This is a genomic window from Collinsella sp. An268 (assembly GCF_002159765.1).
Classification (GTDB): domain Bacteria; phylum Actinomycetota; class Coriobacteriia; order Coriobacteriales; family Coriobacteriaceae; genus Coprousia.
In genome coordinates this window covers 35,185-56,212 of the sequence record NZ_NFJH01000004.1, presented here as the reverse complement: position 1 = coordinate 56,212, position 21,028 = coordinate 35,185, and the positions used below count along the sequence as shown (strand labels likewise).

Sequence of the window (21,028 nt, the reverse complement as noted above, 5' to 3'; positions counted from 1 at the left end):
CCTCCCTATGGTGGATGCAGGTCATCCCCGAGAGAAAGGACACGCATGAACGGCAGCTCTTATCGCTTTGCGGCAGGCGGGCGCGGGTACGCGGCGGAGCCTATCGGCAACACGGCCCCCTTGGGCGCGGCGCACGCACCGGTGCCCGCAAGGCGGCGCCCCGCGCGCGCCGCATCGGGTGGGCGCCGAGGGGTCTTGAGGAGGGCGCGGCGCAGACGCGGGCCCCGTCTCGGGCGGCGCTTGCTCGCAGCGGCGCTCGCCCTCGTGGCGCTCGGGCTTGCGGGCGCCGTCGCGCTGGGCGCGGTTGCCGACGGCGGCGCGTGGGCGGCGGCCGGGGACGCGGTGCTCTCCGGCCTCGCGGGCTCGGGTCCTGCCTCCACGCCCCGCTCCGCATGGCGCGCCGGCGAGGTTCCCGAGCTCTACCAGACCGACCCCGCATGGGCCGCCGAGCCCTATGCCGGCGGCACCGTGGGCGAGAACGGCTGCGGCCCCACCTGCCTCACCATGGCGTACGTTGCGCTCACGGGGCGCGACGACATGACGCCTGCGGACATGGCCTCCTTCGCGGAGCGCGGCGGCTACACGGTGGACGGCATGACGGCGTGGTCGTTCATGACGGAGGGCGCAGCCCAGCTGGGGCTCACAAGCGAGGAGCTGCCGGCAGACGCATCGCAGGTGCGCGCGGCACTCGAGGCGGGCTCCGTGGTCATCGCGAGCGTCCGGCCCGGAGACTTCACCACGACGGGGCACTTCATCGTGCTCGCGGGCCTCGCTGAGGACGGCACCGTGATCGTGCACGACCCCAACAGCGCCGAACGAACGCATACCACGTGGGATATCGAGCGCGTGCTCGGCCAGGCGAGCAACCTATGGGCGCTCGGTTCCTGATGCGGCCCCGCACCGGTACGCGGAGGGCCCGTCCACAACATCTAGGTCAAGAGATTTTTTCATCCGTTTGCCGATGGGCGAGCGGTCGGACTTGTGGAACTATTCTGAGACCCAAAAACCTCAAAATCCAAACCCCTGCAGGTGAGGGCGCCGGGGTGCGAGCGCAGGCGCCCCGCTATCAACCAAAAGGTAATGTGTCCGTAATTCCACCAATTGCTCTCACCTGCAGAAACACAACATGTAGTGTTAGGAAGATAAAAATCCTCAGCATATGGTGAGCTCCGGTAGCCTAATATGGATACCACGCTCTCGCGCCACATATCCGTTGCACCGTGCTGCCTCACCCGCTGGGGCCCGGGCGGCGGGCTTCGTGCGGCCCGGGGCCCGACCCAGAAGACTTGCGACAGATACGAGGATTCGCATGAAGATCATCAAGCGCAGCGGTACCGAGGTAGCCTTCGACATCACCAAGATCGAGAACGCCATCCGCGCCGCCAATCTCGACGTTCAGGAGAGCGATCGCCTGACGGAGCGTCAGGTGATCTACGCTTCGCAGAACGTGACGGAGGCGTGCGAGAACGCCGGCCACACCGTTTCGGTGGAGGAGGTCCAGGACCTCGTCGAGGACGAGCTCATGAAGCTCGACAAGTTCGAGGTCGCGCGCAAGTACATCATCTACCGCTACGTGCAGGGACTGAAGCGCCAGAAGAACACGACCGACGACAAGATCCTCTCCCTCATCGAGTGCAACAACGAAGAGGTCAAGCAGGAGAACTCCAACAAGAACCCCACCGTCAACTCCGTGCAGCGCGACTACATGGCCGGCGAGGTCTCCAAGGACCTCACCCAGCGCGTGCTGCTGCCGGCCGACGTGGTGGAGGCCCACAACGAGGGCATCATCCACTTCCACGACTCCGACTACTTCGCCCAGCACATGCACAACTGCGACCTCGTGAACCTTGAGGACATGCTGCAGAACGGCACCGTCATCTCCGGCACGCTCATCGAGCGCCCCCACAGCTTCTCGACGGCGTGCAACATCGCCACGCAGATCATCGCCCAGGTGGCGAGCTGCCAGTACGGCGGCCAGTCCATCTCGCTCACGCACCTCGCGCCGTTTGTGGAGGTCAGCCGCCAGAAGATCCGCCGGCAGGTCGAGACGGAGCTCTCCGAGCTCGGTGTCGACGCGCCCCAGGATAAGATCGCCGAGGTGGTGGAGGAGCGCCTGCGCGACGAGATCCGTCGCGGCGTGCAGACCATCCAGTACCAGGTCGTCACGCTTATGACCACCAACGGCCAGGCGCCGTTCGTGACGGTGTTCATGTACCTCGGCGAGGCCCGCTCGGAGGCCGAGAAGCACGACCTCGCGATGATCATCGAGGAGACGCTCCGTCAGCGCTACGAGGGCGTGAAGAACGAGGCCGGCGTGTGGATCACGCCCGCCTTCCCCAAGCTCATCTACGTGCTCGACGAGGACAACGTCTACGAGGGAAGCCCGTACTTCTACCTCACGCAGCTTGCGGCCAAGTGCACCGCCAAGCGCATGGTGCCCGACTACATCTCGGCCAAGAAGATGCGCGAGCTCAAGCTGTCGGCGGGCGAGAAGCCGGGCGAGGGCGACGTCTACACCTGCATGGGCTGCCGCAGCTTCCTCACGCCCGACCGCTCCGGCAACGGGTACGGCAACGTGGCGCGCGCCAAAAACTACGAGCCGGGCAAGCCCAAGTATTACGGCCGCTTCAATCAGGGCGTCGTCACCATCAACCTCGTGGACGTGGCGTGCTCCTCGGGCCGTGACGAGCAGAAGTTCTGGGAGATCTTCGACGAGCGCCTCGAGCTCTGCCACAAGGCCCTGCGCTGCCGCCATGAGCGTCTCAAGGGCACGCTCTCGGACGCCGCGCCTATTCTCTGGCAGTACGGCGCGCTCGCCCGCCTCGACAAGGGCGAGACCATCGACAAGCTCTTGTACGGCGGCTACTCGACCATCTCGCTCGGCTACGCCGGCCTCTACGAGTGCGTGCGCTACATGAAGGGCGTGAGCCACACCGACGAGCACGGCAAGGACTTCGCGCTCGCCGTCATGCAGCACATGAACGACAAGTGCGCCGCGTGGAAGGCCGCCGAGGACATCGACTACTCGCTCTACGGCACCCCGCTCGAGTCGACCACCTACAAGTTTGCCAAGTGCCTGCAGCGCCGCTTCGGCATCATCCCCGGCGTGACGGACAAGGGCTACATCACCAACAGCTACCACGTGCACGTGTCCGAGAAGATCGACGCCTTCGACAAGCTCAAGTTCGAGAGCGAGTTCCAGGCGCTCTCGCCGGGCGGCGCCATCTCCTACGTCGAGGTGCCCAACATGCAGGATAACCTCAAGGCCGTCATCCGCGTCATGCAGTACATCTACGAGAACATCATGTACGCCGAGCTCAACACCAAGAGCGATTACTGCCAAGTGTGCGGCTACGACGGCGAGATCAAGATCGTGGAGGACGACGGCAAGCTCGTGTGGGAGTGCCCCAATTGCGGCAACCGCGACCAGGAGAAGCTGAACGTCGCTCGCCGTACGTGCGGCTACATCGGCACGCAGTTCTGGAACCAGGGGCGCACCGAGGAGATCCGCGACCGCGTGCTGCACCTGTAAGGTGCTCGTTTGGGGACGGGGTCGTTTTGACGCATCCGCCCCTGTGGGGCCGTGCCGTTTCGACGCATCTGCTTGCATTCGGTAAGGGGAGAGGAGGCTGGCGATGAACTACGCCGAGATCAAATACTCCGACATCGCCAACGGCGAGGGCGTGCGCACGTCGCTTTTCGTCTCCGGCTGCCGGCGCGGGTGCCCGGGGTGCTTCAACTCGGGTGCGTGGAGCTTTGCAGCGGGGGAGCCCTTTACCCGTGAGGTGGAGGACCGGATCATCGAAAGCCTCGACCATCCGTTTGCCGACGGTCTCACCGTGCTGGGCGGCGAGCCCATGGAGCCCGAGAACCAGCGCGGACTCGTGCCGTTTCTCGAGCGGGTGCGCGCGCGGTTCCCGCGCGGGGTGCACGCGGACGGCAGCCCGGCGAAGTCCATCTGGTGCTTCACGGGCGATGTGCTCGACGAGCTCATGCCCGGCGGCCGTCACCATACCGAGGTGACCGACCGCGTGCTCGATACCATAGACATCTTGGTCGACGGCCCATGGATGCAGGAGCTCTACGATATCAGCCTGCGGTTTCGCGGCTCGTCCAACCAGCGCCTGATTGACCTCAACGCCACGCGCCGCGCAGCGGCGGCGCGTGGCTGCTCGCTTGCCGAGGCCGTGGTGCTCTGGCGCGACGAGGAGGTCTATTCGACGCATTCGATGTAGCGGCAAGCGCGGCGGCGCGCTGGGGCGGCGTCGGGCGGCGGCCCGGCGCGGGCGCGACGCGGGAGAGGGGAGCGCGATGATGACGGAGACGCATGTGAGGTATCCGCACAAGCAGGGCCTTTCCCCTATGCCGCGCGTCGATGCGATTTGGCTCCATCCTGCCTATCAAACCGCATACCGCTGGCTTGCGCGCCTCGAGTGCGACCGCCCCTTCTGCCGGCACCAGCTGCGCCATCTGCTCGATGCGGCGCGCCTCATGTGGATCGCAAACCTCGAGGAGGGCTGCGGGCTCGACCGCGAGGTGGTCTATGCGGCGGCGCTCTTGCACGACATCGGCAAGGCAACGCAGTACGCCATGGGGGCGCCGCATGAGCTCACGGGCGCGCGCCTTGCAGGCGATATCCTGGCGAGCCTCGACGGGGACGTCGCCTTCACCGACGCGGAGCGCCGTGCCATCGTGACGGCCATTCGCGGGCATCGGCGCCTGCGCGCGGATGCCGAGCCGCTCGAGCGGCTGCTCTGCCGGGCGGACAAGGCCTCGCGCCCGTGCTTCTCCTGCCCAGCGGACGTGCGCCGCGCCTGCTCGTGGCCCGATGCCAAGAAGAACCTCTGCATCCAGATTTGACGCTCTTTTGCCACGGCCCGTTGCGGGCTCGTGCCGTGCGGGTATAGAGGTGGTCGAACGACGACGGGGTCACCCGACGCGGACGCGGGCGCTGTCGCCCCGGCGCGCCGGAGACCCCAGGGGAAGGATGATTGCCATGACCGATAAGCATCTGCCGGAAGACACCTCGCGCGGCGAGGAGACCACGCTTGCGCAGCGCGACCGGGCGGGGTTGCCCGTCGCCCGCCGCGAGCTCGCCAAGCTCGACCCCGCGGCGCTCGAGCACGCCGACAAGATCTTGATCGAGGGTCTCGAGGTCTTTGCCAACCACGGCGTCTACCCTGCGGAAAACGAGCTCGGGCAGAAGTTCGTCGTCTCGGCAACGCTCTACACGAGCCTCGCGCACGCGGGCACAACCGACGACCTCGACGCCTCGATCAACTACGGCGAGGTGTGTCACACCATCGACGCGTACCTGCGCGCGCACACGTTCAAGCTCATCGAGGCCGCTGCCGAGGCCACGGCAGAGCGCCTGCTGGCAGACTATCCGGCACTCATAGCGGTGCGCCTGCGCATCGCGAAGCCGTGGGCGCCCATCGGCCTGCCGCTCTCGAGCGTGGCCGTCGAGATAGAGCGCACGCGGTAGCGCTGCCACGCGCTTGCGCGGCTCGGGCTCGTTAGGGCGATGGGGCCCGGGGTTGCTTGCCACCTGTGGCGGAAGTCCTCTAGACTGATGTCCGAGGAGGTCGCCCATGGATATCAATCAGGTCGCCCAGATGGCGGGGGTTTCGCGCGCAACGGTCTCGCGGTACTTCAACGACGGCTACGTGTCGCAGGAGAAGCGCGCTGCCATCGCGCGGGTGGTCGAGGAGACCGGCTATGTGCCGTCACGGCAGGCAAAGACCCTGCGTACGGGCAAGTCGGGTCTGGTGGGCATCATCATCCCCAAGATCAACTCCGCGTCGGTGAGCCGCATGGTCGCGGGCATCACGGGCGTCCTGAACGAGGTCGGCTATCAGGCGCTTCTCGCCAATACCGATAACGACGCTGCGCGCGAGGTCTCCTTCTTGCGGCTCTTCTCCGAGCGCAGCAAGGTGGATGGCGTCATCTTGATGGCGACCGTCCTTACGCCCGCGCACGATGCGGCGATAGCGGCCCTGCCGGTTCCGCTGGTGGTCCTCAGCCAGAAGCTCGAGGGGCGCTCGTGCGTCTACCAAGACGAATACGGTGCCCTGCGAGCGCTCACCGAGCGGGTGCTCTCCGCGGGAGACCGGCCCGCGTACATCGGCGTCCTGGAAGAGGATGTGGCGGCGGGCCGGCGTCGGCGAGAGGGCTTCTTGGCGGGCTGCGCCGCGCGCGGTGTCGCCGTCGAAGAGGGTGCCTGCGTCATCGCTGACTTCTCGATAGAGAGCGGCTACGCCGCTTGCGAGCGCCTGATGGAGCGCGGCGTGTCCTTCGATACGCTGGTCTGCGCCACGGATTCCATCGCCTACGGCGCCATGGCGTGCCTTGCCGACCGCGGCATCGCGGTGCCCGCCGACGTGCAGGTCGCCGCCGTGGGAGACAGCGATATCTCGCAGGTGGTGACGCCGTCGCTCACCTCGGTGCACTACCACTACAAGACCTCCGGCGCCGAGGCGGCCCGCATGCTGGCGGAGTCCATGGCGGACGAGGACGCCGTCGCGCGTGAGATCAAGATGGGATACGACGTCGTTGTCCGCGATTCGACGCGTCAAAAACGGATGTAAAAAAAGAGAACGTTCCCATAACTAAATACGTAAGCCCTCGCTCTGCTTCACGAGAAGGATACCGTCTACCGTCGAATTTCTATCGTTTACAGACGTGAGAACGATTACATAACGAATCAGCCTTATTACTAAGACGTGAGAACGATTCCACAACCACGGGCGTGAGAAGCGGGTGGCGGGGAATCGGTGCAGGCTCACTCGAGGGAGGTATACGGTGGCACTCGATTATCGGCAGGCCGCGCAGGAGATCCTCGATGCGATCGGCGGGGCGGGCAACGTGGTCTCGGCGGCGCATTGCGCGACGCGTCTGCGCCTGGTGATTGCGGACGACAGCAAGGTGGATCAGGCAAAGGTGGATGCGGCGACCGGCGCCAAGGGCAATTTCAAGGCGGCAGGCCAGCTGCAGGTCATCTACGGCACGGGCACGGTCAACAAGGTGTACGACGAGTTCGTCTCGCTCGGCAACATCACGGCCGCCTCTAAGGAGGAGGCGAAGGCCGCCGCGGCCGATCAGCAGAAGAACCCCCTCATGCGCGCCATCAAGCTGCTGGGCGATGTCTTCGTCCCCATCATTCCCGCCATCGTGGCCTCGGGCCTTCTGCTGGGCATCATGAGCGCCCTCTCGTTTATGGATACGAACGGCTTCATCGCGCTCGACACCGATAACGCGTGGTACCAGATCCTGAACCTCGTGTCCAACACCGCCTTCACGTTCCTGCAGATCCTGATCGGCTTCTCCGCCGCCAAGGCGTTCGGCGCCAACCCCTATCTGGGCGCCGTGGTGGGCATGCTCCTCATCAACCCCGGTCTCCAGAACGCCAACACGGTGGCGACCGAGGGCGTGGCGCAGACCTATGCCGTCATCCCCGGTATCTACAGCATCGAGTGGGTGGGATATCAGGGTCACGTCATCCCCATCGTGATCGCGGCGGGCATCCTCGCCTTTATCGAGAAGCGGCTCCATAAGATCGTGCCCGAGGCCTTCGACCTCTTCGTCACGCCGCTCGTATCGGTGGCGGCGACAGCCTACCTCGTCATGATCGCCGTGGGCCCCGTCTTCGTGTGGGCGGAGAACGCGATTCTCGGCGCCATCCAGTTCCTCTTGACGCTGCCGCTCGGCATCGGCTCCCTCATCATGGGCGCGCTCTACGCACCCACCGTGGTCACGGGCATCCATCAGATGTACACCACCATCGATCTGGGTCAGATCGCCGCCTACGGCGTGACCTATTGGCTCCCGCTGGCGAGCGCCGCCAACATCGGCCAGGCCGGCGCCGCCCTCGCCGTCGCCCTCAAGACGCGCGACGTCAAGGTCCGCTCTCTCGCGCTGCCCTCGTCGCTCTCCGCGTTCATGGGCATCACCGAGCCGGCTATCTTCGGTGTCAACCTGCGCTTCGTGAAGCCCTTCGTGGCGGGCTGTATCGGTGGCGGTCTGGGCGCCATGTTCGCCTCCGTCGCAGGACTCGCCGCCTCGGGCACCGGCGTCACCGGCATCTTTGGCATCCTGCTCTGCCTCGCGCAGCCCGTGCAGTACCTCATCATGTTCGCCATCGCCGGTCTCGTGAGCTTCGGCATCTCGTACGTGCTGTACCATGATGCCGACGCGGCAACCCAGGCGGAGCCTAAGGAGTAGCGATATGGGCATGACGAAGGCGACCTCCCCCTCGTCCTGGCGGTGCGGGTTTCATCTCATGCCGCCGGTGGGCTGGCTCAACGATCCCAACGGCCTCTGCCAGTTCCGCGGCGTCTACCATGTATTTCACCAGTACAGCCCTGCGTGGCCCGAGCCCAACGCCCCACGCGGGTGGGGTCATGCGACGAGCTGCGACCTCGTGCATTGGGAGCATCACGGCATGGTGATCGCGCCCGATACGGACGACGAGACGCACGGTTCGTATTCGGGCTGCGCCGTGGTGCTGCCGGGCGCGGCGGCGGATGGCGGAGACGCCCTGCGCCTCTACTACACGGGCAACGTCAAGGAGCCCGGGGACTACGACTACATCCGTTCGGGCCGCCGTGCGACGCAGCTTATGATCGAGACCGACGACGGCTTCGCCCTCGGTCCCAAGCGGGTGCTCATGCGCAACGGGGACTATCCCATCACCTGCTCGTGCCACGTGCGCGACCCCAAGGTGTGGCGCGAGGGCGGCGCGTGGTGGATGATCCTGGGTGCGCGCGACCTCTTCGACCGGGGCTTCGTGCTCGTCTACCGGTCGGACGACGGCGTCGCGTGGGCATTCCACGGGCAGGTGCGCACGCGCGATGACTTTGGCTACATGTGGGAGTGCCCGGACCGCATCGCACTCGACGGCCGCGAGTACCTCTCGTTCTGCCCGCAGGGGATGGAGGAGAGGCCCTGGGCCTGCGGGCTGCGCGACCAGGCGGGCTACATCCCGGTGCCCGATGGCGTGTGCCTTGTCGAAGCGCCGGCGCTCGATGCGACCGCGTTCCGCCGGTGGGACGCGGGCTTTGACTTCTACGCCCCGCAGACGTTTACCGATGATGCCGGCCGCACGATCCTTATCGGGTGGATGGGCCTGCCGGAGCCGCCCTACGCGAGCGCGCCGGCGGGCATGGACTGGTGCCATTGCCTTACGGTCCCGCGCGTCCTCTCCCGTGCGGCAGGCGGCGCCATCACCCAGGCGCCGGCACCCGAGCTCGAGGCGCTGCGGGGCCCTGAGCGGGAGCTGGAGCCGGGAGGTGCGCTCAAGCTCGCCGACCATCGTGCCGACATCGTCCTCGCGGGCGTAGGCGAGGGCACCGTGCTCACGCTTGACGGGGTGCTCGAGGTGCGGTGCGAGAACGGGGGCGTGACGCTTTCGTTCGCCGACGCGGCGGCGGGCGAGGCGGGGGTCGGCGGCGGCCGCGCGCGGCGCTCGTGCGCTGCCGATGGCGGCCGCGCGGTGCGCGATCTGCGCGTGCTGGTCGACGGCTCAGCTGTCGAGGTCTTCGCCGACGGCGGGCGCATCGTGTTCGCCACGCGCTGGTTCCCCCGCGCAGACGAGCTCACCGTCACGCTCGCCGGCGCGTGCGAGAGGGCGCGCCTGTGGGCGATGGGGGACGGCATGGCCGCGACCTGGGGCGCCGCATAGGCCCTCCGACGCGCGGCGTCCATCCGCCCGCCGGGTTCAAGCGGGCAGCGCCGCTCAGCGGGAGTCGGCGGGGCGCCCCGAGAGGGCGATATCGCGTGCCGGGCGCCTGAGCAGCGCCCGGCACGCGTCGCTCTCGGGGCAGAAGCGGTTCACGAGCGCATGGAAGCGGGCGTTGTGGCTCGGCTCGATCAGGTGCACGAGCTCGTGGATGACGACGTAGGTAAGGCATGCGCGCGGATAGGCGGCGAGGGTGCTGCTGATGCGGATGGTCCGCCGCGCCGGCGTGCACGAGCCCCAGCGGCTCGTCATGCGGCGCACCTGCCATCCCGCCGCATGCACGCCGACGAGTTCCTCGGCGCGCCGGACCACCTCGGGCAGCGCGCGTGCCACCTCGCGGCGGTACCGCTCGTCGACGGCGTCGGCATCGCCCGGTGCGGGCACGAGCGCGCCCCAGAGCGGTACGGCGGCATCGGGTGCGGCCGCCTGCCGCGCCGCCTCGGCCGCCCGCGCGGTGCTGCGCGCCACGTGCGCGGCGATCCAGGAGCTCCGCCGATCGAGGAAGTCCTGCGCCCGCGCAAGGGGGACGCGCTGAGGGATGCTCAGGCTCACGCTGCCGTCCGGATGGACGCGTAGGTTCAGGTTCTTGACGCGCTTGCGGGTAACGGTGACGGGGATGCGCCCCAGAGCGGTCATGACGACGAGCTCGGTTGTGGACATCGGGTCTCCTCTCGCCAAACGGCGCGGCCTGGCCGTTGCACCCCGGAGCATGCGCTCCGCGCATCCTAGGGCGGGCTCCAATTGTAAGGGATTGCCGGTCCTGCGCCTGACAAAACGCTTACTCAGGTAGAATAGGCGGCGTTGTATCTACCGAACCGGCGGCGCCGCGGCATGCCCGCACGCAGGCCGGCACGAGGGGAGACTCCCATGTCCAACCAAGGCAAGAAGGTGCGCGCCCACTACCGCGGCACGCTCGATGACGGGACGCAGTTCGACAGTTCCTACGACCGCGGTGAGCCCATCGAGTTCACGTGCGGTGCGCGCCAGATGATCGCCGGCTTCGATGCCGCCGTGCTCGATATGGCGGTCGGCGAGAAGAAGACCGTCCACATCCCGGCAGCAGATGCCTACGGCGAGCGGCGCGATGACCTCGTGCTGCGCTTCCCGGCGGCGCAGGTGCCCAACATCGACCAGATCGGCATCGGCGACCGCCTGTTCCTTTCCGGCCCGGGCGGTCAGCCCGTGCCCGTGACGGTGACCGCGGTCGACGCCGACGGCGTCGAGCTCGATGCCAACCACGAGCTTGCGGGCAAGGACCTCAACTTCGATATCGAGCTCGTCGAGGTCGTCGAGTAGCCCTCCAGCCCTCAGACGGTTCTCCTCCAAGCCTAACGACGCGGCCGCTCCGGATTCCTCTTTAGCATCCGGAGCGGCCGCGTTTTGCGCTGTATGCGTCCAAGCGCTCAGTTTGCCATGCTGAAGGTCTTCTCGTCGAGTTTGGGCGGTTCCTCGACGAGCTCCTCGAGCCAGATACGGCAGCGCATCCGCCGATAGTTGTCGTGCAGCGTGTCGAGGTGCCGGATGATGCCCGCCGGCGTGCCCTGTATCTCCATGTCGACCGAGCCGTCGTCGAGGTTCTTGACCCACCCGGCGAGGCCGAGGTCGCTCGCGATGCTCATGTTGGTCCAGCGAAAGCCGACGCCCTGCACGCGGCCGGTGAAGCGGAGGTAGAACCTGAGCGTGGGCGGCGTCGCGGCTTCAAGCTCGCCCTGCAGGCGCTCGATGAGCCCGCGCTCAAGTGGGCTGCGCTCGAGTGCGGGGTTGGCGCCGTCGGACGAGCCCGCGTCGCCCGCCGTCGCGCGAAAACGATCCCAGAATCCCATAGGATGACCTCCCGTCACCGTTTCTGTCGTCCGTGCGATGGGCGCGCCTCAAGCCGCGTCGGCGGGAAAGACGATACCCGTCTGCCGCCTTGCCTCGTCCATGAGCTCGAGCGCGGCGAGGGTCACGTCGCGGAAATACCCCACCGTGCCAAAGGGGCCCGCCGGCGCGTCCTCGGGCATCGCGCCCGCGCGGACGGCCTCCACCGCTGCGATGAAGTCGGCGAGCTCGTAGGCCATGGTGTTCTCGCAATGCGGCAGGTCGAGGGACACGCTGCGCGCGCCCTCTTCCACGCGCACGGCCTTGGCGGCGCCGCGCCCCGTGACGCCGCGGTAGTCGATGCGCGCCTCGGTGGGGACGGACACCCCTGCGAACGTGAGGGTGGCAGCTTCGCCCTCGACCTGGCAGGGCAGGTTGTCGTTCATGATCTTGGCGTAACTCAGGGTCGCCGCCATGTGCGGGTAGGAGGCGACGATGACGCCGGCGCCGTCGAGCTGGCCGTGCGTGAGCCCGCGCGTCTCATCGTCGAGCAACACCGAGGTCGCGCTGAGCGATACGGGGGCGCCGAAGAGGCCGATAAGCGCCTCGACGCAGTAGACGCCGATGTCCATGAGCGCGCCCGACGCCATGGCGCAGTCGAAGATGTTGGTGTGCCTGCCGGCGAGGACCTCGTCGTAGCGCGAAGAGTACTTGCCAAAGCGCAGGTCGGCGCGGCGGATGCGGCCGAGCTCGGGCAAGGCGTCGCGCACGGCCCAAAACGCCGGGTCGTGCAGCGGCCGCATGGCCTCCATGGCGACGACGCCCGCCTCCGCGGCGGCTTCGAAGATCTCGCGCGCCTCGCGCTTGTTGGCGCCCATCGGCTTCTCGATGAGCACGTGCTTGCCGCCCGCGATGCAGGCGAGCGCCTGGGCGGCATGGCAGGCGTTGGGGCTTCCGAGGTAGACGGCGTCGACCTTATCGCTCGCCGCGAGGTCCGCGATCTCGGTGAACGCGTGCGAGCCGCCGCGCTCCTCCGTGAACGCCCGGCCGCGCCCGCCGTCGCGCGAGAGCGTCCCCACAAAGGTGGCGCCCGCCTCGGCGGTGACGGCCTCGATAAAGTCGCTCGTGATCATGCTGGTGCCGATGGTGGCGATGCGAAGCATGGGCGCCCCTTTCGTCGCGCGGGTGCGGCGGCGCTGGCGACGTCAGTCGGCGTCGCCAGCGGTAAAGCCGGTGTCTTCGCTCAGTCTACCCGAATCCGCGGCGGTCGTTGCAAGCTCATCGCACCGCTCGTTGAGCTCGTGGCCGGCGTGGCCCTTGACCCAGATGAAGGTCACCCGGTGCGGCTCCTTGGCGGCGAGCAGTCGCTTCCACAGGTCGATGTTCTTGACGGGCTTTTTGGCGGCGGTCTTCCAGCCGCGGCGGATCCAGCCCTCGATCCAGTGCTGGTTGAAGGCGTTGACCACGTACTGCGAGTCGGAGTGCAGCTCCACCTCGCAGGGACGGTTGAGCGTCTCGAGCGCGGCTATCACCGCCATGAGCTCCATGCGGTTGTTGGTTGTCTGGCGGTAGCCGCCCGAGAGCTCGCGCACAAACGTCTCCCCGGCGCGGTTGGTGTAGGAGAGCACCGCGCCGTAGCCGCCGTTGCCCGGGTTGCCCCGTGCCGAGCCGTCTGTGTAGATGGTGACCTTCACGTCGCATTCCTCCTGCCCCGCCGCGGGCGTGCCCCGCGCGAGCGTCCGCTTTCGTCCGGTGTGCGTTGGCATTATCCCAGAGGCGCGCCCCCGCGCCAACGCCCGGCTTTGCACGCGCCTTACGTTTTGCTTGCGCGCGCCTGTTGGTCCCGCGGTAGGCTGTGGTGCAGCGACAGGAAGGGGAGAGCATGACGGTTGTGGCCACGTGTGCGCTGGTTATCGGCGGTATCGCGGCGCTTTTGGCGTCGGACTGGGTGCACGCGCGCGAGAGCGAGGCCGAGGAGGCGCTTCTCGACGAGGTCTCCGCAACGCTCGAGTAGGGGCCGCGGCGGCGCGCTTGTGCCGCCCGGCGACTCCGCGGTACACTGGCGGCGCCATACCACGAGCCCATTTTCGCGCCTGAGGTGACCCATGCAGTACCGCATCGACCCTAAGACTCAGCATCGCCTGTCCGCCTTGGGACTCGGGTGCATGCGGTTTCCCGGGGCGGTACCGGGGCGTCCCGATGCGCATGCCGCCGAGGCCATCATCGCCCGTGCGGTGGAGCGGGGCATCAACTATCTCGATACGGCGTACCTCTATCCCGGCAACGAGGCCTGCGTCGGCGCGGCGCTCGAGCGGCTGGGGCTGCGCGACCGCGTCTACCTCGCGACCAAGCTGCCCCACGGCTCCTGCCGGCGCCCGGAGGACTTCGACCGCTTCTTCGATGAGCAGCTGCGGCGCCTGCGGACCGACCGCATCGATTACTACCTCATCCACAACGTGACGAGCCCCGCGCAGTGGGAGCGCCTCGTGGGCCTCGGTATCGAGGGGTGGATCGCGCGGCAGAAGGCGGCGGGGCGCATCGGGGCCATCGGCTTTTCCTACCACGGGAGCACTGACGATTTCCCGCTCCTCCTCGACGCGTTCGCGTGGGACTTCTGCCAGATTCAGTACAACTACGCGGGCGAGCGCTACCAGGCGGGAACGGCGGGGCTGCGCGCAGCGGCCGCGCGCGGGCTCGCCGTGTTTGTGATGGAGCCGCTGCTCGGCGGACGGCTGGCGGGCAAGCTCCCGCCCGAGGCGCAGCGGATCTTCGCCGAGGCCGCGGCGCCGGCGCTCGCCACACCCGCCGCGTGGGGGCTTGCCTGGGTGTGGGACCATCCCGAGGTCACGCTGCTCCTCTCGGGCATGACGTCGCCCCAGCAGGTGGACGAGAACGCGCGTGTGGCCGAGCGCGCCCTGCCCGGGTCGCTCACGGTGGCGGAGCACGAGGTGATAGCCAGGGTGCTCGCCGTGTTCGAGAGGGCGAACCGTGTGCCGTGCACGGGGTGCAACTACTGCATGCCCTGTCCGCAGGGCATCAACATCCCCGGCTGCTTTGCGGCCTATAACGCCTCGTTCGCCCACAGCTGGTTCACCGGTGTGTCGCAGTATTTCACCGCGTCGGCCATCAGGAGCGGGCACCCCAAGCTCGCGACCAACTGCGTGCGCTGCGGAAAATGCGCCGCGCACTGCCCCCAGCACATCGCGATTCCCGATCGGTTGGACGACGTCCGCCGGCGCCTCACTCCGGGCCCCGTCGGCGCGGCGCTCGCGCTGCTGGCCCGTCGCGACCGCTAGCATCGATACCTGCTGCTGCGTGGACATGGTTGCGACGCGATGGACCCCTTCCGATGAAGTGCTCCATTCTGGTATCGTTTTAATTCATTCTTTTAAGAATTGTGAAAGTCGGATGGGAATGTGGCCCATGAGTAAGAACAGCCCAGAGCGCATCGTGTTGAGTGACGGTGATAAAGCGATACTTGAGTCCTACGGATCTGTGCTGGATGGCTTTGCTGAGTATCTTGGCCCCGCTTTCGAGATGGTTCTTCACAGCGTCGAGGATCCCGAGCACTCGGTGATAAAGATTGTGAACGGCGCCCACACAGGTAGAAAAGTTGGCGACCCTATGACTGCGCTTGCTCGGGAAATGCTCTCGATTGTGCAAAAGAATCCCGAGTACGATCATCTGTGTTATACCACCACCAACGCTAAGGGCGAACCGCTAAAGTCAGCGACCTTTGCAATACGGGGTATCGGTGGCAGGGTGATTGGACTCTGGTGCATCAATATGTACTTGAACACGCCGCTGAGTGACATTATTGATGTGTTCCAGCCTCGCACCATGCTTTCCGAGGACTATCATCCTCAACCCTTCGACGTGATGACGACCGCCGACGTCCAAGATCGCGCCGTTTTTGCTCGCGCGGCGACCGATGGCATTGCTGCTGCAATCGATCGCGCCAGAATCTCAGTGAGCGCCGATCGTTCGATTAAGCCGTCTCAGTACAACAAGGAGATAATCGAGCTTCTGTACGAGCAGGGTATATTTCAAATCAAGGATAGCGTTCCGATTGTTGCAACTGCCTTGGGCATTTCCAAGAACACGGTCTATCTCCACCTGCGAACGGTTCGTAGTGACGGCTGAACGGTAGTTTAGTATCACAAGAAACGTCCGTCGTTGACTGAATAAAAGTTTAGTGTTGTACTGTAGCCAGCGCCAGGCCTGGCATAGCAGTACGCGCTAAACGAAAGGTTCGGTATGAAGCGGATTATCGCTACCGACGCCCCTGCGGCGATCGGGCCTTATTCGCATGCTATGCAGGCGAATAAGTTCGTGTTCGTTTCCGGTCAGTTGCCGGTCGATCCCGGTACCGGAGAGATGCCTGAGGGCATCGAGGAACAGGCACGAATGAGTTGCGAGAACGTCGAGGCCGTGCTTCGGGCGGCGGACACCGACTCCGCCCATGTGCTCAAGACGACCTGCTATCTCGCAGACATGGCAGATTTTCTGGCATTCAACAAAATCTACGCCGAGCACTTCACGGCATGTCCAGCGCGAAGTTGTGTTGCCGTGCGTGAGCTTCCTAAAGGCGCGCTCTGCGAAATCGAAGCCATCGCTATTGCGGAAGAGAGGCTGTCATGAAAATTTTACTGATGTGCGGCGCGGGGGCATCAAGCGGCTTTATGGCGCAGAGCATGCGCAAAGCCGCCAGTGCGCAGGGTCTCGACATCGAAATCATTGCGCGCAGTGATGCTGAGCTCAAGAATAACATCGCTGGTGCCAACCTCGTCATGGTGGGCCCGCATCTTGAGTACAACCAGGAGGCCATTTCCAAGAGTCTCGAGGGCACGGGCGTTCCCTTCATCTTCATCGATAAGGAGGCGTACGGTGCGCTCGACGGTGCGGCTGCTCTCAAGCAAGCGCTCGATTTCATCGGGTCGAACGAGGTGGTTCAGGCGAACACCTCTGTCCCCGCCGAATCCTCGGTTGCGACCAAGAAGAAGGGGCAGAAGGCACCCGAGAACGCCGAGGACCCCGCTGACCAGAAGGGTGTGGTGGGATGGGTGAATCGAGCCCTCGCACCGACGCTCAACAAGATCTGCGCCAATGATTACGTGGCGGCGATCCAGGAGTCGATCATGAGCGTGCTTCCCATGATCATGGTTGGCTCCGTAGCATCGATGGTGAGCGTGTTCCGCAACTTTGAGATCCTTGCATGGCTCCCCGACATCTCGCTGCTTAACACCTTCTCCTTCGGTCTGGTCGGCCTCTTCCTCTCCTTCATGCTCCCCATGAAGATTATGGAGAAGAAAGACAACCTCAAGCTCAAGAACTCCGCCTGCCTCACGGGCATCGCCCTGTTCCTCGTGGTATGCGTTCCCACAATCGACGGCGACGCGGGGACCATGGCGCTAATGACGAACAAGATCGGTGCGAGCGGCATGCTCGTTGCTGTTGTGACCGGTATCTTCACTGCAGTGGTGTTTGGGTTCGCATCCCGGCACTCGCTGTTCAAGAAGGATACGATCATGCCCGACATCGTGGTCAACTGGGTTGACTCCCTTATCCCGGTTGCAGTGTGCATTCTCGTCGGTCTTGCTTTCTACTGGAATGGCTTCGACGTCAGCCTTGTCATCCAGAGCTTGTTCGAGCCCATCCAAGCGATCGGTCAGACGCTGCCCGGCATGATTCTGTGCAGCTTCCTTACCATGTTCCTGTACTCGTTCGGCTTCACGTGGATTCTGTCTCCCATCGTGATGACCATCTGGTATGCGGGCATCGATGCCAACGCATTGGCGGTTGCTGCTGGTGGAGTCGCTACGAATATGAACCTCATGGAGACCTTCCATGGTCTGCAGTACATCGGCGGTCAAGGTGCGACGCTCACGCTATGCCTGCTGCTCATGTTCTCCCGCAGTCGCCGCCTCAAGGCCATCGGCCGCGTGACCATCGTTCCCTCGATCTTCAACGTGAACGAGCCGATCGTCTTCGGTGCTCCTGTTGTGTGGAACCCGATTCTCATGATCCCCATGTGGATTATCTCCATCGTGCTTCCCATCGTCACCTGGCTGGCGCTCACCATCGGCTTTTGCCCCGTGCCTTCGGCACCGTTCCAACTGTGGTTCCTGCCCATCTATATCCAGGCCTACTTCGCGACCGGAAGTGTCATGGGTGTGGTGCTGTGCCTGATCAACACCGCGATAAGCCTGCTTATCTGGCTGCCATTCTTCAAGGTCTACGAGAGTCAGGAGTATGCGAAGGAGCTTGCCGAGGAGGAGGCGAAGGGGCTCATCTAAGCCGGCGCCTCTCGTGTCAGGAAGAATCCTGTTGCATATATCAATGGGGGGGGTGCCCGAAGGGTCCGTCGAGGCGGGTGCCCCCTCTGTAACTAATTCGCACATGCTTTCCTTTCGAGAATGACGAGGAGTGAACATGGAACAAGACGAGCTCTTGCTTAAGAGCGGTTTCAAGATGGTGATGCACGCGGGCGATGCGCGCGTGCTCGTTCGAAAGGCACTCGACCATGCCGCGCGCTTCGAGTTCGATTCGGCTCGCGAGGCGCTCGCGAAGGCAAACGAAGAGCTCTTGCACGGTCATGAGGTCCAAACCGAGGTGCTCCAGAAGGAGTGCTCCGGAGAGCCGCAGGGGTACAACGTGCTGTTTTGCCACGGCATGGATACGCTCATGACTGTGAAGTCGGAGTACGAGCTCGCCGAGAAGCTCACCGACATGATGCAGGCAATTAACCAGAAGCTGGAAGGGTGATCGAAGTGGGCATGCTCCCGAATGATTTTTTATGGGGCGGTGCTATTGCCGCGCATCAGTGCGAGGGCGCCTACCGTGAGGGCGGTAAGGGTTTGACAATCGCCGACGTGCTCACCGCTGCGGGATACAACCGCGATCGCGAGATTCATGATGACGTGCATGAGGGTGTCTATTATCCCAGCCATAACGCCATTGATTTTTATCATCGTTACCAAGAAGACATCGCTCTGTTCGCCGAGATGGGCTTCAAGTGCCTGCGACTGTCGATCTCATGGGCTCGAATTTTCCCTGAGGGTGATGAGGAGCAGCCTAACGAACAGGGCTTAGCGTTTTATGACCGTCTTTTTGACTGCATGCACGAGCATGGTATCGAGCCAGTTGTGACGTTACTGCACAACGATACTCCGCTTGGCTTGGTGAAGAAATATGGCGGATGGTCCAACCGTAGGGTCCTCGAGTTCTTCGAGCGCTATTGCGTTGCCGTCATGACGCACTTCAAGGATAAAGTTCGCTACTGGATTACGTTCAACGAGATTAACAACATGCTCAAGTATGAGTTTCAACTTCTGACTTGGGTCTCCGGCGGTGTTATCCTGCCTGAAAATCTGGAGAATCAGAGTGCGGTTTTCCAGGTCATGCATCATCAGTTTTTAGCGAGCGCTCGAGCTGTAATTCTTGGCCACGCGATCAACCCGAACTTCCAGATGGGCTGCATGACCGGGTTTATCATGAACTACCCGGCGACCTGCAATCCCGATGACACCATCGAGTCGAACAAAACCTACAAGCGACTCTACTTTTGCTCTGATGTTCAGTCTCGCGGCTACTATCCTTCCTATATGCTTGCCTACTGGCGTGATAACGATATCAAGGTTGAGATGGAGCCTGGCGACGAGGAGATACTGCGCGCGGGCACCGTGGATTACGTTGCGTTCAGTTACTACATGAGCGAGACCGTTTCGGCGGATCCCGAAGCCACGTCTTCCGGCGCGGCGCAAAAGATTCTGAAAGGCATCGATAATCCCTATCTTGAACGTTCCGAGTGGGGTTGGACGATTGATCCGGTTGGGCTACGTATTGCGCTGAATAAACTGTATGGCCGTTATCAGAAACCGGTCTTCATCGTTGAGTGCGGTTTGGGTGCACATGACACTGTTGATACAGACGGTGCCATTCATGATTCCTATCGTATCGATTACCTGCGTAAGCATATCTCAGAGCTCAAAAAGGCCGTCTACGAGGATGGAGTCGACCTTATGGGCTTCGCCTCCTGGGGGCCCATCGACCTTGTTTCGGCGTCTACAGGCGAGATGTCCAAGCGTTACGGCTATATCTACGTCGACCTCGATGATGAGGGTAAGGGAACGGGAAATCGCTATAAGAAGGATTCTTTCTACTGGTATAAGCAGGTTATCGCAAGTAACGGAGAGGATTTGGGTTAGATGGGCTATTTCGACGACAGCTCTGTGAACCTTGAGGTGCTCCACAAGCGTGCGTTTAACTACCGGTGGGCTGAGGTCGATCCCGACGTCATCCCGCTTACCGCTGCCGACCCTGATTTTCCCTGCGCTCCAGTTATCAGACGGGCAATGCTCGACTACGTTAAGGACGGGTATTTTTCGTATACCCCGAAACTCGGCTACCAGAGTTTCAGGGAAGCTATCGCGCAGGCGTTGCTTGAGCGCAAGGGGGAGCGAATCGCCCCAGACCACATCCTTCCTATTGATAGCGCCGCGCGCGGTATGTTCACGGTTGCCAAAGCGTTTCTAGAGCCTGGGGATGAAATGATTGTTTTCGATCCCTGTGATTTCCTATTTCGTGAGTCTGCGCTGGCCGCGGGCGCCACTCCGGTTATGTATCCGGCGCGGCTGGTTGACGGACGGATCGACCTGAGCGATCTTGAGGATTACGTCACGCCGCGCACCAAGATGCTCGGCTTGTGCAATCCGCACAACCCTTACGGCGTTGCGTTCAGCAAGGCCGAGCTCGGCTACATCATGGACATATGCGAGCGTCATGATCTCAAAGTCATGAACGACGAGATATGGTCGGATATCGTGTATGCGGACGCAACCTATACGAGTATCTACGCCTTGGGAAACGACCGATGCGAACGGGTCTACTCGGTTTTTGGGTTCTCTAAAAGCTTCGGTCTCGCGGGTTTGCGTATAGGCTGCGTCTACACGGTCGACACGGATGGTTTTAAGAAGATCGTCGACGCATCCGATGTTATGTCGACCGCGGGAGGTATCGCTTCAATCTCGCAGGTCGCTGGAGAGGCGGCATGCCGCGAGGGCTACGCATGGGTTGACGAGTTCCTCGTCCATCTCAAAGGAAATCGAGATCTGGCTGTAGAGCGCATCAATGCTATGCCGGGACTCAGGGCGTATCGTCCCGAGGCGACCTACCTACTCTACGTAGATATCTCATCTTTCCGCATGACCGGTGCCGAGTTCGTTGCTGCGATAGAGCGGGAAGAGCGGTTGGCGCTCATACCAGGCGGTCGTGAGTTCTTTGGTGACCTGTCGGAGGGGCATATTCGCATTTGCATCGCGACGAGTAGGAAGATTCTCGTTGAGGCACTCGATCGTCTCGAGCGCGGAGTGAGAAAGCTTGCGCGAGCAGTAGACTAAGCTGTTTGGTCTGACACTTCTGATGATCGGGCGCTTCGCGGTATGGTGGAGCGCCCGATCGTCACGAGAAGGGGAAACATGCCAGTCTGGAAGC

21 protein-coding genes are annotated in these 21,028 nt (G+C 63.9%); 17 read left to right on the top strand and 4 right to left on the bottom strand.

The features are described 5' to 3' along the window. Positions 1-45 precede the first annotated feature (45 nt). The 8 genes from B5F70_RS04340 (at position 46) to B5F70_RS04305 (ending at position 9,679) form a co-directional block, all read left to right on the top strand. On the top strand, positions 46-888 hold the full coding sequence (locus tag B5F70_RS04340; RefSeq protein WP_087204346.1) for a C39 family peptidase: 843 nt from the start codon (positions 46-48) through the stop codon (positions 886-888). A gap of 421 nt (positions 889-1,309) precedes the next feature. Continuing rightward, complete coding sequence (nrdD, locus tag B5F70_RS04335; protein WP_087204345.1) at positions 1,310-3,532, top strand: anaerobic ribonucleoside-triphosphate reductase; 2,223 nt, start codon at positions 1,310-1,312, stop codon at positions 3,530-3,532. Between the two features lie 103 nt (positions 3,533-3,635). Further along, on the top strand, positions 3,636-4,235 hold the full coding sequence (nrdG, locus tag B5F70_RS04330) for an anaerobic ribonucleoside-triphosphate reductase activating protein (protein WP_087204344.1): 600 nt from the start codon (positions 3,636-3,638) through the stop codon (positions 4,233-4,235). Positions 4,236-4,314: 79 nt separating this feature from the next. Beyond that, positions 4,315-4,860, top strand: coding sequence for an HD domain-containing protein (locus B5F70_RS04325; protein WP_204554967.1), 546 nt, complete (start codon positions 4,315-4,317; stop codon positions 4,858-4,860). A 136-nt stretch (positions 4,861-4,996) separates the two neighbouring features. Continuing rightward, positions 4,997-5,485 carry a dihydroneopterin aldolase gene (gene folB / locus B5F70_RS04320; protein WP_087204343.1) on the top strand — a complete coding sequence of 163 codons (489 nt, stop codon included), beginning with the start codon at positions 4,997-4,999 and terminating at the stop codon, positions 5,483-5,485. Positions 5,486-5,591: 106 nt separating this feature from the next. Beyond that, positions 5,592-6,587 carry a LacI family DNA-binding transcriptional regulator gene (locus tag B5F70_RS04315; protein WP_087204342.1) on the top strand — a complete coding sequence of 332 codons (996 nt, stop codon included), beginning with the start codon at positions 5,592-5,594 and terminating at the stop codon, positions 6,585-6,587. 214 nt (positions 6,588-6,801) lie between these two features. Beyond that, positions 6,802-8,220: a PTS transporter subunit EIIC gene (locus B5F70_RS04310; protein ID WP_087204341.1), complete on the top strand. Its 1,419-nt coding sequence runs from the start codon at positions 6,802-6,804 to the stop codon at positions 8,218-8,220. Positions 8,221-8,224: 4 nt separating this feature from the next. Next, the gene (locus B5F70_RS04305; RefSeq protein WP_158094923.1) at positions 8,225-9,679 is read left to right on the top strand and encodes a glycoside hydrolase family 32 protein; all 1,455 of its coding nucleotides are present in this window, start codon (positions 8,225-8,227) and stop codon (positions 9,677-9,679) included. A 54-nt stretch (positions 9,680-9,733) separates the two neighbouring features. Here the strand turns inward: B5F70_RS04305 and B5F70_RS04300 are convergent, their stop codons facing one another. Continuing rightward, complete coding sequence (locus B5F70_RS04300) at positions 9,734-10,396, bottom strand: SprT family zinc-dependent metalloprotease (protein ID WP_087204339.1); 663 nt, start codon at positions 10,394-10,396, stop codon at positions 9,734-9,736. A 207-nt stretch (positions 10,397-10,603) separates the two neighbouring features. Between B5F70_RS04300 and B5F70_RS04295 the strand changes: the two genes are divergently transcribed. Then, a complete protein-coding gene (locus B5F70_RS04295; protein ID WP_087204338.1) occupies positions 10,604-11,032 on the top strand; it encodes a peptidylprolyl isomerase in 429 nt (142 codons plus the stop codon). Between the two features lie 107 nt (positions 11,033-11,139). Here B5F70_RS04295 and B5F70_RS04290 read toward each other — a convergent pair whose 3' ends face one another. From B5F70_RS04290 to rnhA, 3 genes are read right to left on the bottom strand one after another with little or no spacing between them, the layout of a single operon-like run. After that, a complete protein-coding gene (locus B5F70_RS04290; RefSeq protein ID WP_087204337.1) occupies positions 11,140-11,559 on the bottom strand; it encodes an acylphosphatase in 420 nt (139 codons plus the stop codon). A gap of 48 nt (positions 11,560-11,607) precedes the next feature. Beyond that, entirely contained in the window at positions 11,608-12,699 is a 1,092-nt protein-coding gene (locus tag B5F70_RS04285) for a Gfo/Idh/MocA family oxidoreductase (RefSeq protein ID WP_087204336.1), read from the bottom strand. Between the two features lie 42 nt (positions 12,700-12,741). Next, a complete protein-coding gene (gene rnhA, locus B5F70_RS04280; protein ID WP_241145901.1) occupies positions 12,742-13,230 on the bottom strand; it encodes a ribonuclease HI in 489 nt (162 codons plus the stop codon). Positions 13,231-13,418: 188 nt separating this feature from the next. Between rnhA and B5F70_RS10935 the strand changes: the two genes are divergently transcribed. From B5F70_RS10935 to B5F70_RS04245, 8 genes are all read left to right on the top strand, one after another. Continuing rightward, the gene (locus tag B5F70_RS10935; RefSeq protein ID WP_256363447.1) at positions 13,419-13,550 is read left to right on the top strand and encodes a hypothetical protein; all 132 of its coding nucleotides are present in this window, start codon (positions 13,419-13,421) and stop codon (positions 13,548-13,550) included. Positions 13,551-13,641: 91 nt separating this feature from the next. Continuing rightward, positions 13,642-14,832, top strand: a complete 1,191-nt coding sequence (locus tag B5F70_RS04275) for an aldo/keto reductase (RefSeq protein WP_087204334.1) — start codon at positions 13,642-13,644, stop codon at positions 14,830-14,832. Between the two features lie 127 nt (positions 14,833-14,959). Then, positions 14,960-15,679, top strand: coding sequence for a PAS domain-containing protein (locus tag B5F70_RS04270; RefSeq protein ID WP_087204487.1), 720 nt, complete (start codon positions 14,960-14,962; stop codon positions 15,677-15,679). A 114-nt stretch (positions 15,680-15,793) separates the two neighbouring features. After that, positions 15,794-16,177, top strand: a complete 384-nt coding sequence (locus B5F70_RS04265) for a Rid family detoxifying hydrolase (protein ID WP_087204333.1) — start codon at positions 15,794-15,796, stop codon at positions 16,175-16,177. Further along, positions 16,174-17,832 carry a PTS transporter subunit EIIC gene (locus B5F70_RS04260; protein WP_087204332.1) on the top strand — a complete coding sequence of 553 codons (1,659 nt, stop codon included), beginning with the start codon at positions 16,174-16,176 and terminating at the stop codon, positions 17,830-17,832. Before B5F70_RS04265 ends, B5F70_RS04260 begins: the two co-directional genes overlap by 4 nt. Positions 17,833-17,968: 136 nt before the next feature. After that, entirely contained in the window at positions 17,969-18,301 is a 333-nt protein-coding gene (locus B5F70_RS04255; protein ID WP_087204331.1) for a PTS lactose/cellobiose transporter subunit IIA, read from the top strand. Beyond that, on the top strand, positions 18,298-19,743 hold the full coding sequence (locus tag B5F70_RS04250; RefSeq protein ID WP_343283721.1) for a 6-phospho-beta-glucosidase: 1,446 nt from the start codon (positions 18,298-18,300) through the stop codon (positions 19,741-19,743). The genes B5F70_RS04255 and B5F70_RS04250 overlap by 4 nt, the downstream gene beginning before the upstream one ends. Further along, entirely contained in the window at positions 19,744-20,934 is a 1,191-nt protein-coding gene (locus B5F70_RS04245) for a pyridoxal phosphate-dependent aminotransferase (protein WP_087204329.1), read from the top strand. It begins immediately after the preceding gene. Positions 20,935-21,028 lie beyond the last annotated feature (94 nt).

Bases quoted from the DNA above. Each gene is read 5' to 3' on its own strand.
- folB (WP_087204343.1), top strand. From the start codon at position 4,997: ATGACCGATAAGCATCTGCCGGAAGACACCTCGCGCGGCGAGGAGACC.
- B5F70_RS04315 (WP_087204342.1), top strand. From the start codon at position 5,592: ATGGATATCAATCAGGTCGCCCAGATGGCGGGGGTTTCGCGCGCAACG.
- B5F70_RS10935 (WP_256363447.1), top strand. From the start codon at position 13,419: ATGACGGTTGTGGCCACGTGTGCGCTGGTTATCGGCGGTATCGCGGCG.
- B5F70_RS04275 (WP_087204334.1), top strand. From the start codon at position 13,642: ATGCAGTACCGCATCGACCCTAAGACTCAGCATCGCCTGTCCGCCTTG.
- B5F70_RS04260 (WP_087204332.1), top strand. From the start codon at position 16,174: ATGAAAATTTTACTGATGTGCGGCGCGGGGGCATCAAGCGGCTTTATG.
- B5F70_RS04285 (WP_087204336.1), bottom strand. From the start codon at position 12,699: ATGCTTCGCATCGCCACCATCGGCACCAGCATGATCACGAGCGACTTT.
- B5F70_RS04295 (WP_087204338.1), top strand. From the start codon at position 10,604: ATGTCCAACCAAGGCAAGAAGGTGCGCGCCCACTACCGCGGCACGCTC.
- nrdD (WP_087204345.1), top strand. From the start codon at position 1,310: ATGAAGATCATCAAGCGCAGCGGTACCGAGGTAGCCTTCGACATCACC.
- B5F70_RS04270 (WP_087204487.1), top strand. From the start codon at position 14,960: ATGAGTAAGAACAGCCCAGAGCGCATCGTGTTGAGTGACGGTGATAAA.
- B5F70_RS04255 (WP_087204331.1), top strand. From the start codon at position 17,969: ATGGAACAAGACGAGCTCTTGCTTAAGAGCGGTTTCAAGATGGTGATG.
- B5F70_RS04245 (WP_087204329.1), top strand. From the start codon at position 19,744: ATGGGCTATTTCGACGACAGCTCTGTGAACCTTGAGGTGCTCCACAAG.
- nrdG (WP_087204344.1), top strand. From the start codon at position 3,636: ATGAACTACGCCGAGATCAAATACTCCGACATCGCCAACGGCGAGGGC.
- B5F70_RS04300 (WP_087204339.1), bottom strand. From the start codon at position 10,396: ATGTCCACAACCGAGCTCGTCGTCATGACCGCTCTGGGGCGCATCCCC.
- B5F70_RS04265 (WP_087204333.1), top strand. From the start codon at position 15,794: ATGAAGCGGATTATCGCTACCGACGCCCCTGCGGCGATCGGGCCTTAT.
- B5F70_RS04340 (WP_087204346.1), top strand. From the start codon at position 46: ATGAACGGCAGCTCTTATCGCTTTGCGGCAGGCGGGCGCGGGTACGCG.
- B5F70_RS04290 (WP_087204337.1), bottom strand. From the start codon at position 11,559: ATGGGATTCTGGGATCGTTTTCGCGCGACGGCGGGCGACGCGGGCTCG.
- B5F70_RS04305 (WP_158094923.1), top strand. From the start codon at position 8,225: ATGGGCATGACGAAGGCGACCTCCCCCTCGTCCTGGCGGTGCGGGTTT.
- B5F70_RS04325 (WP_204554967.1), top strand. From the start codon at position 4,315: ATGACGGAGACGCATGTGAGGTATCCGCACAAGCAGGGCCTTTCCCCT.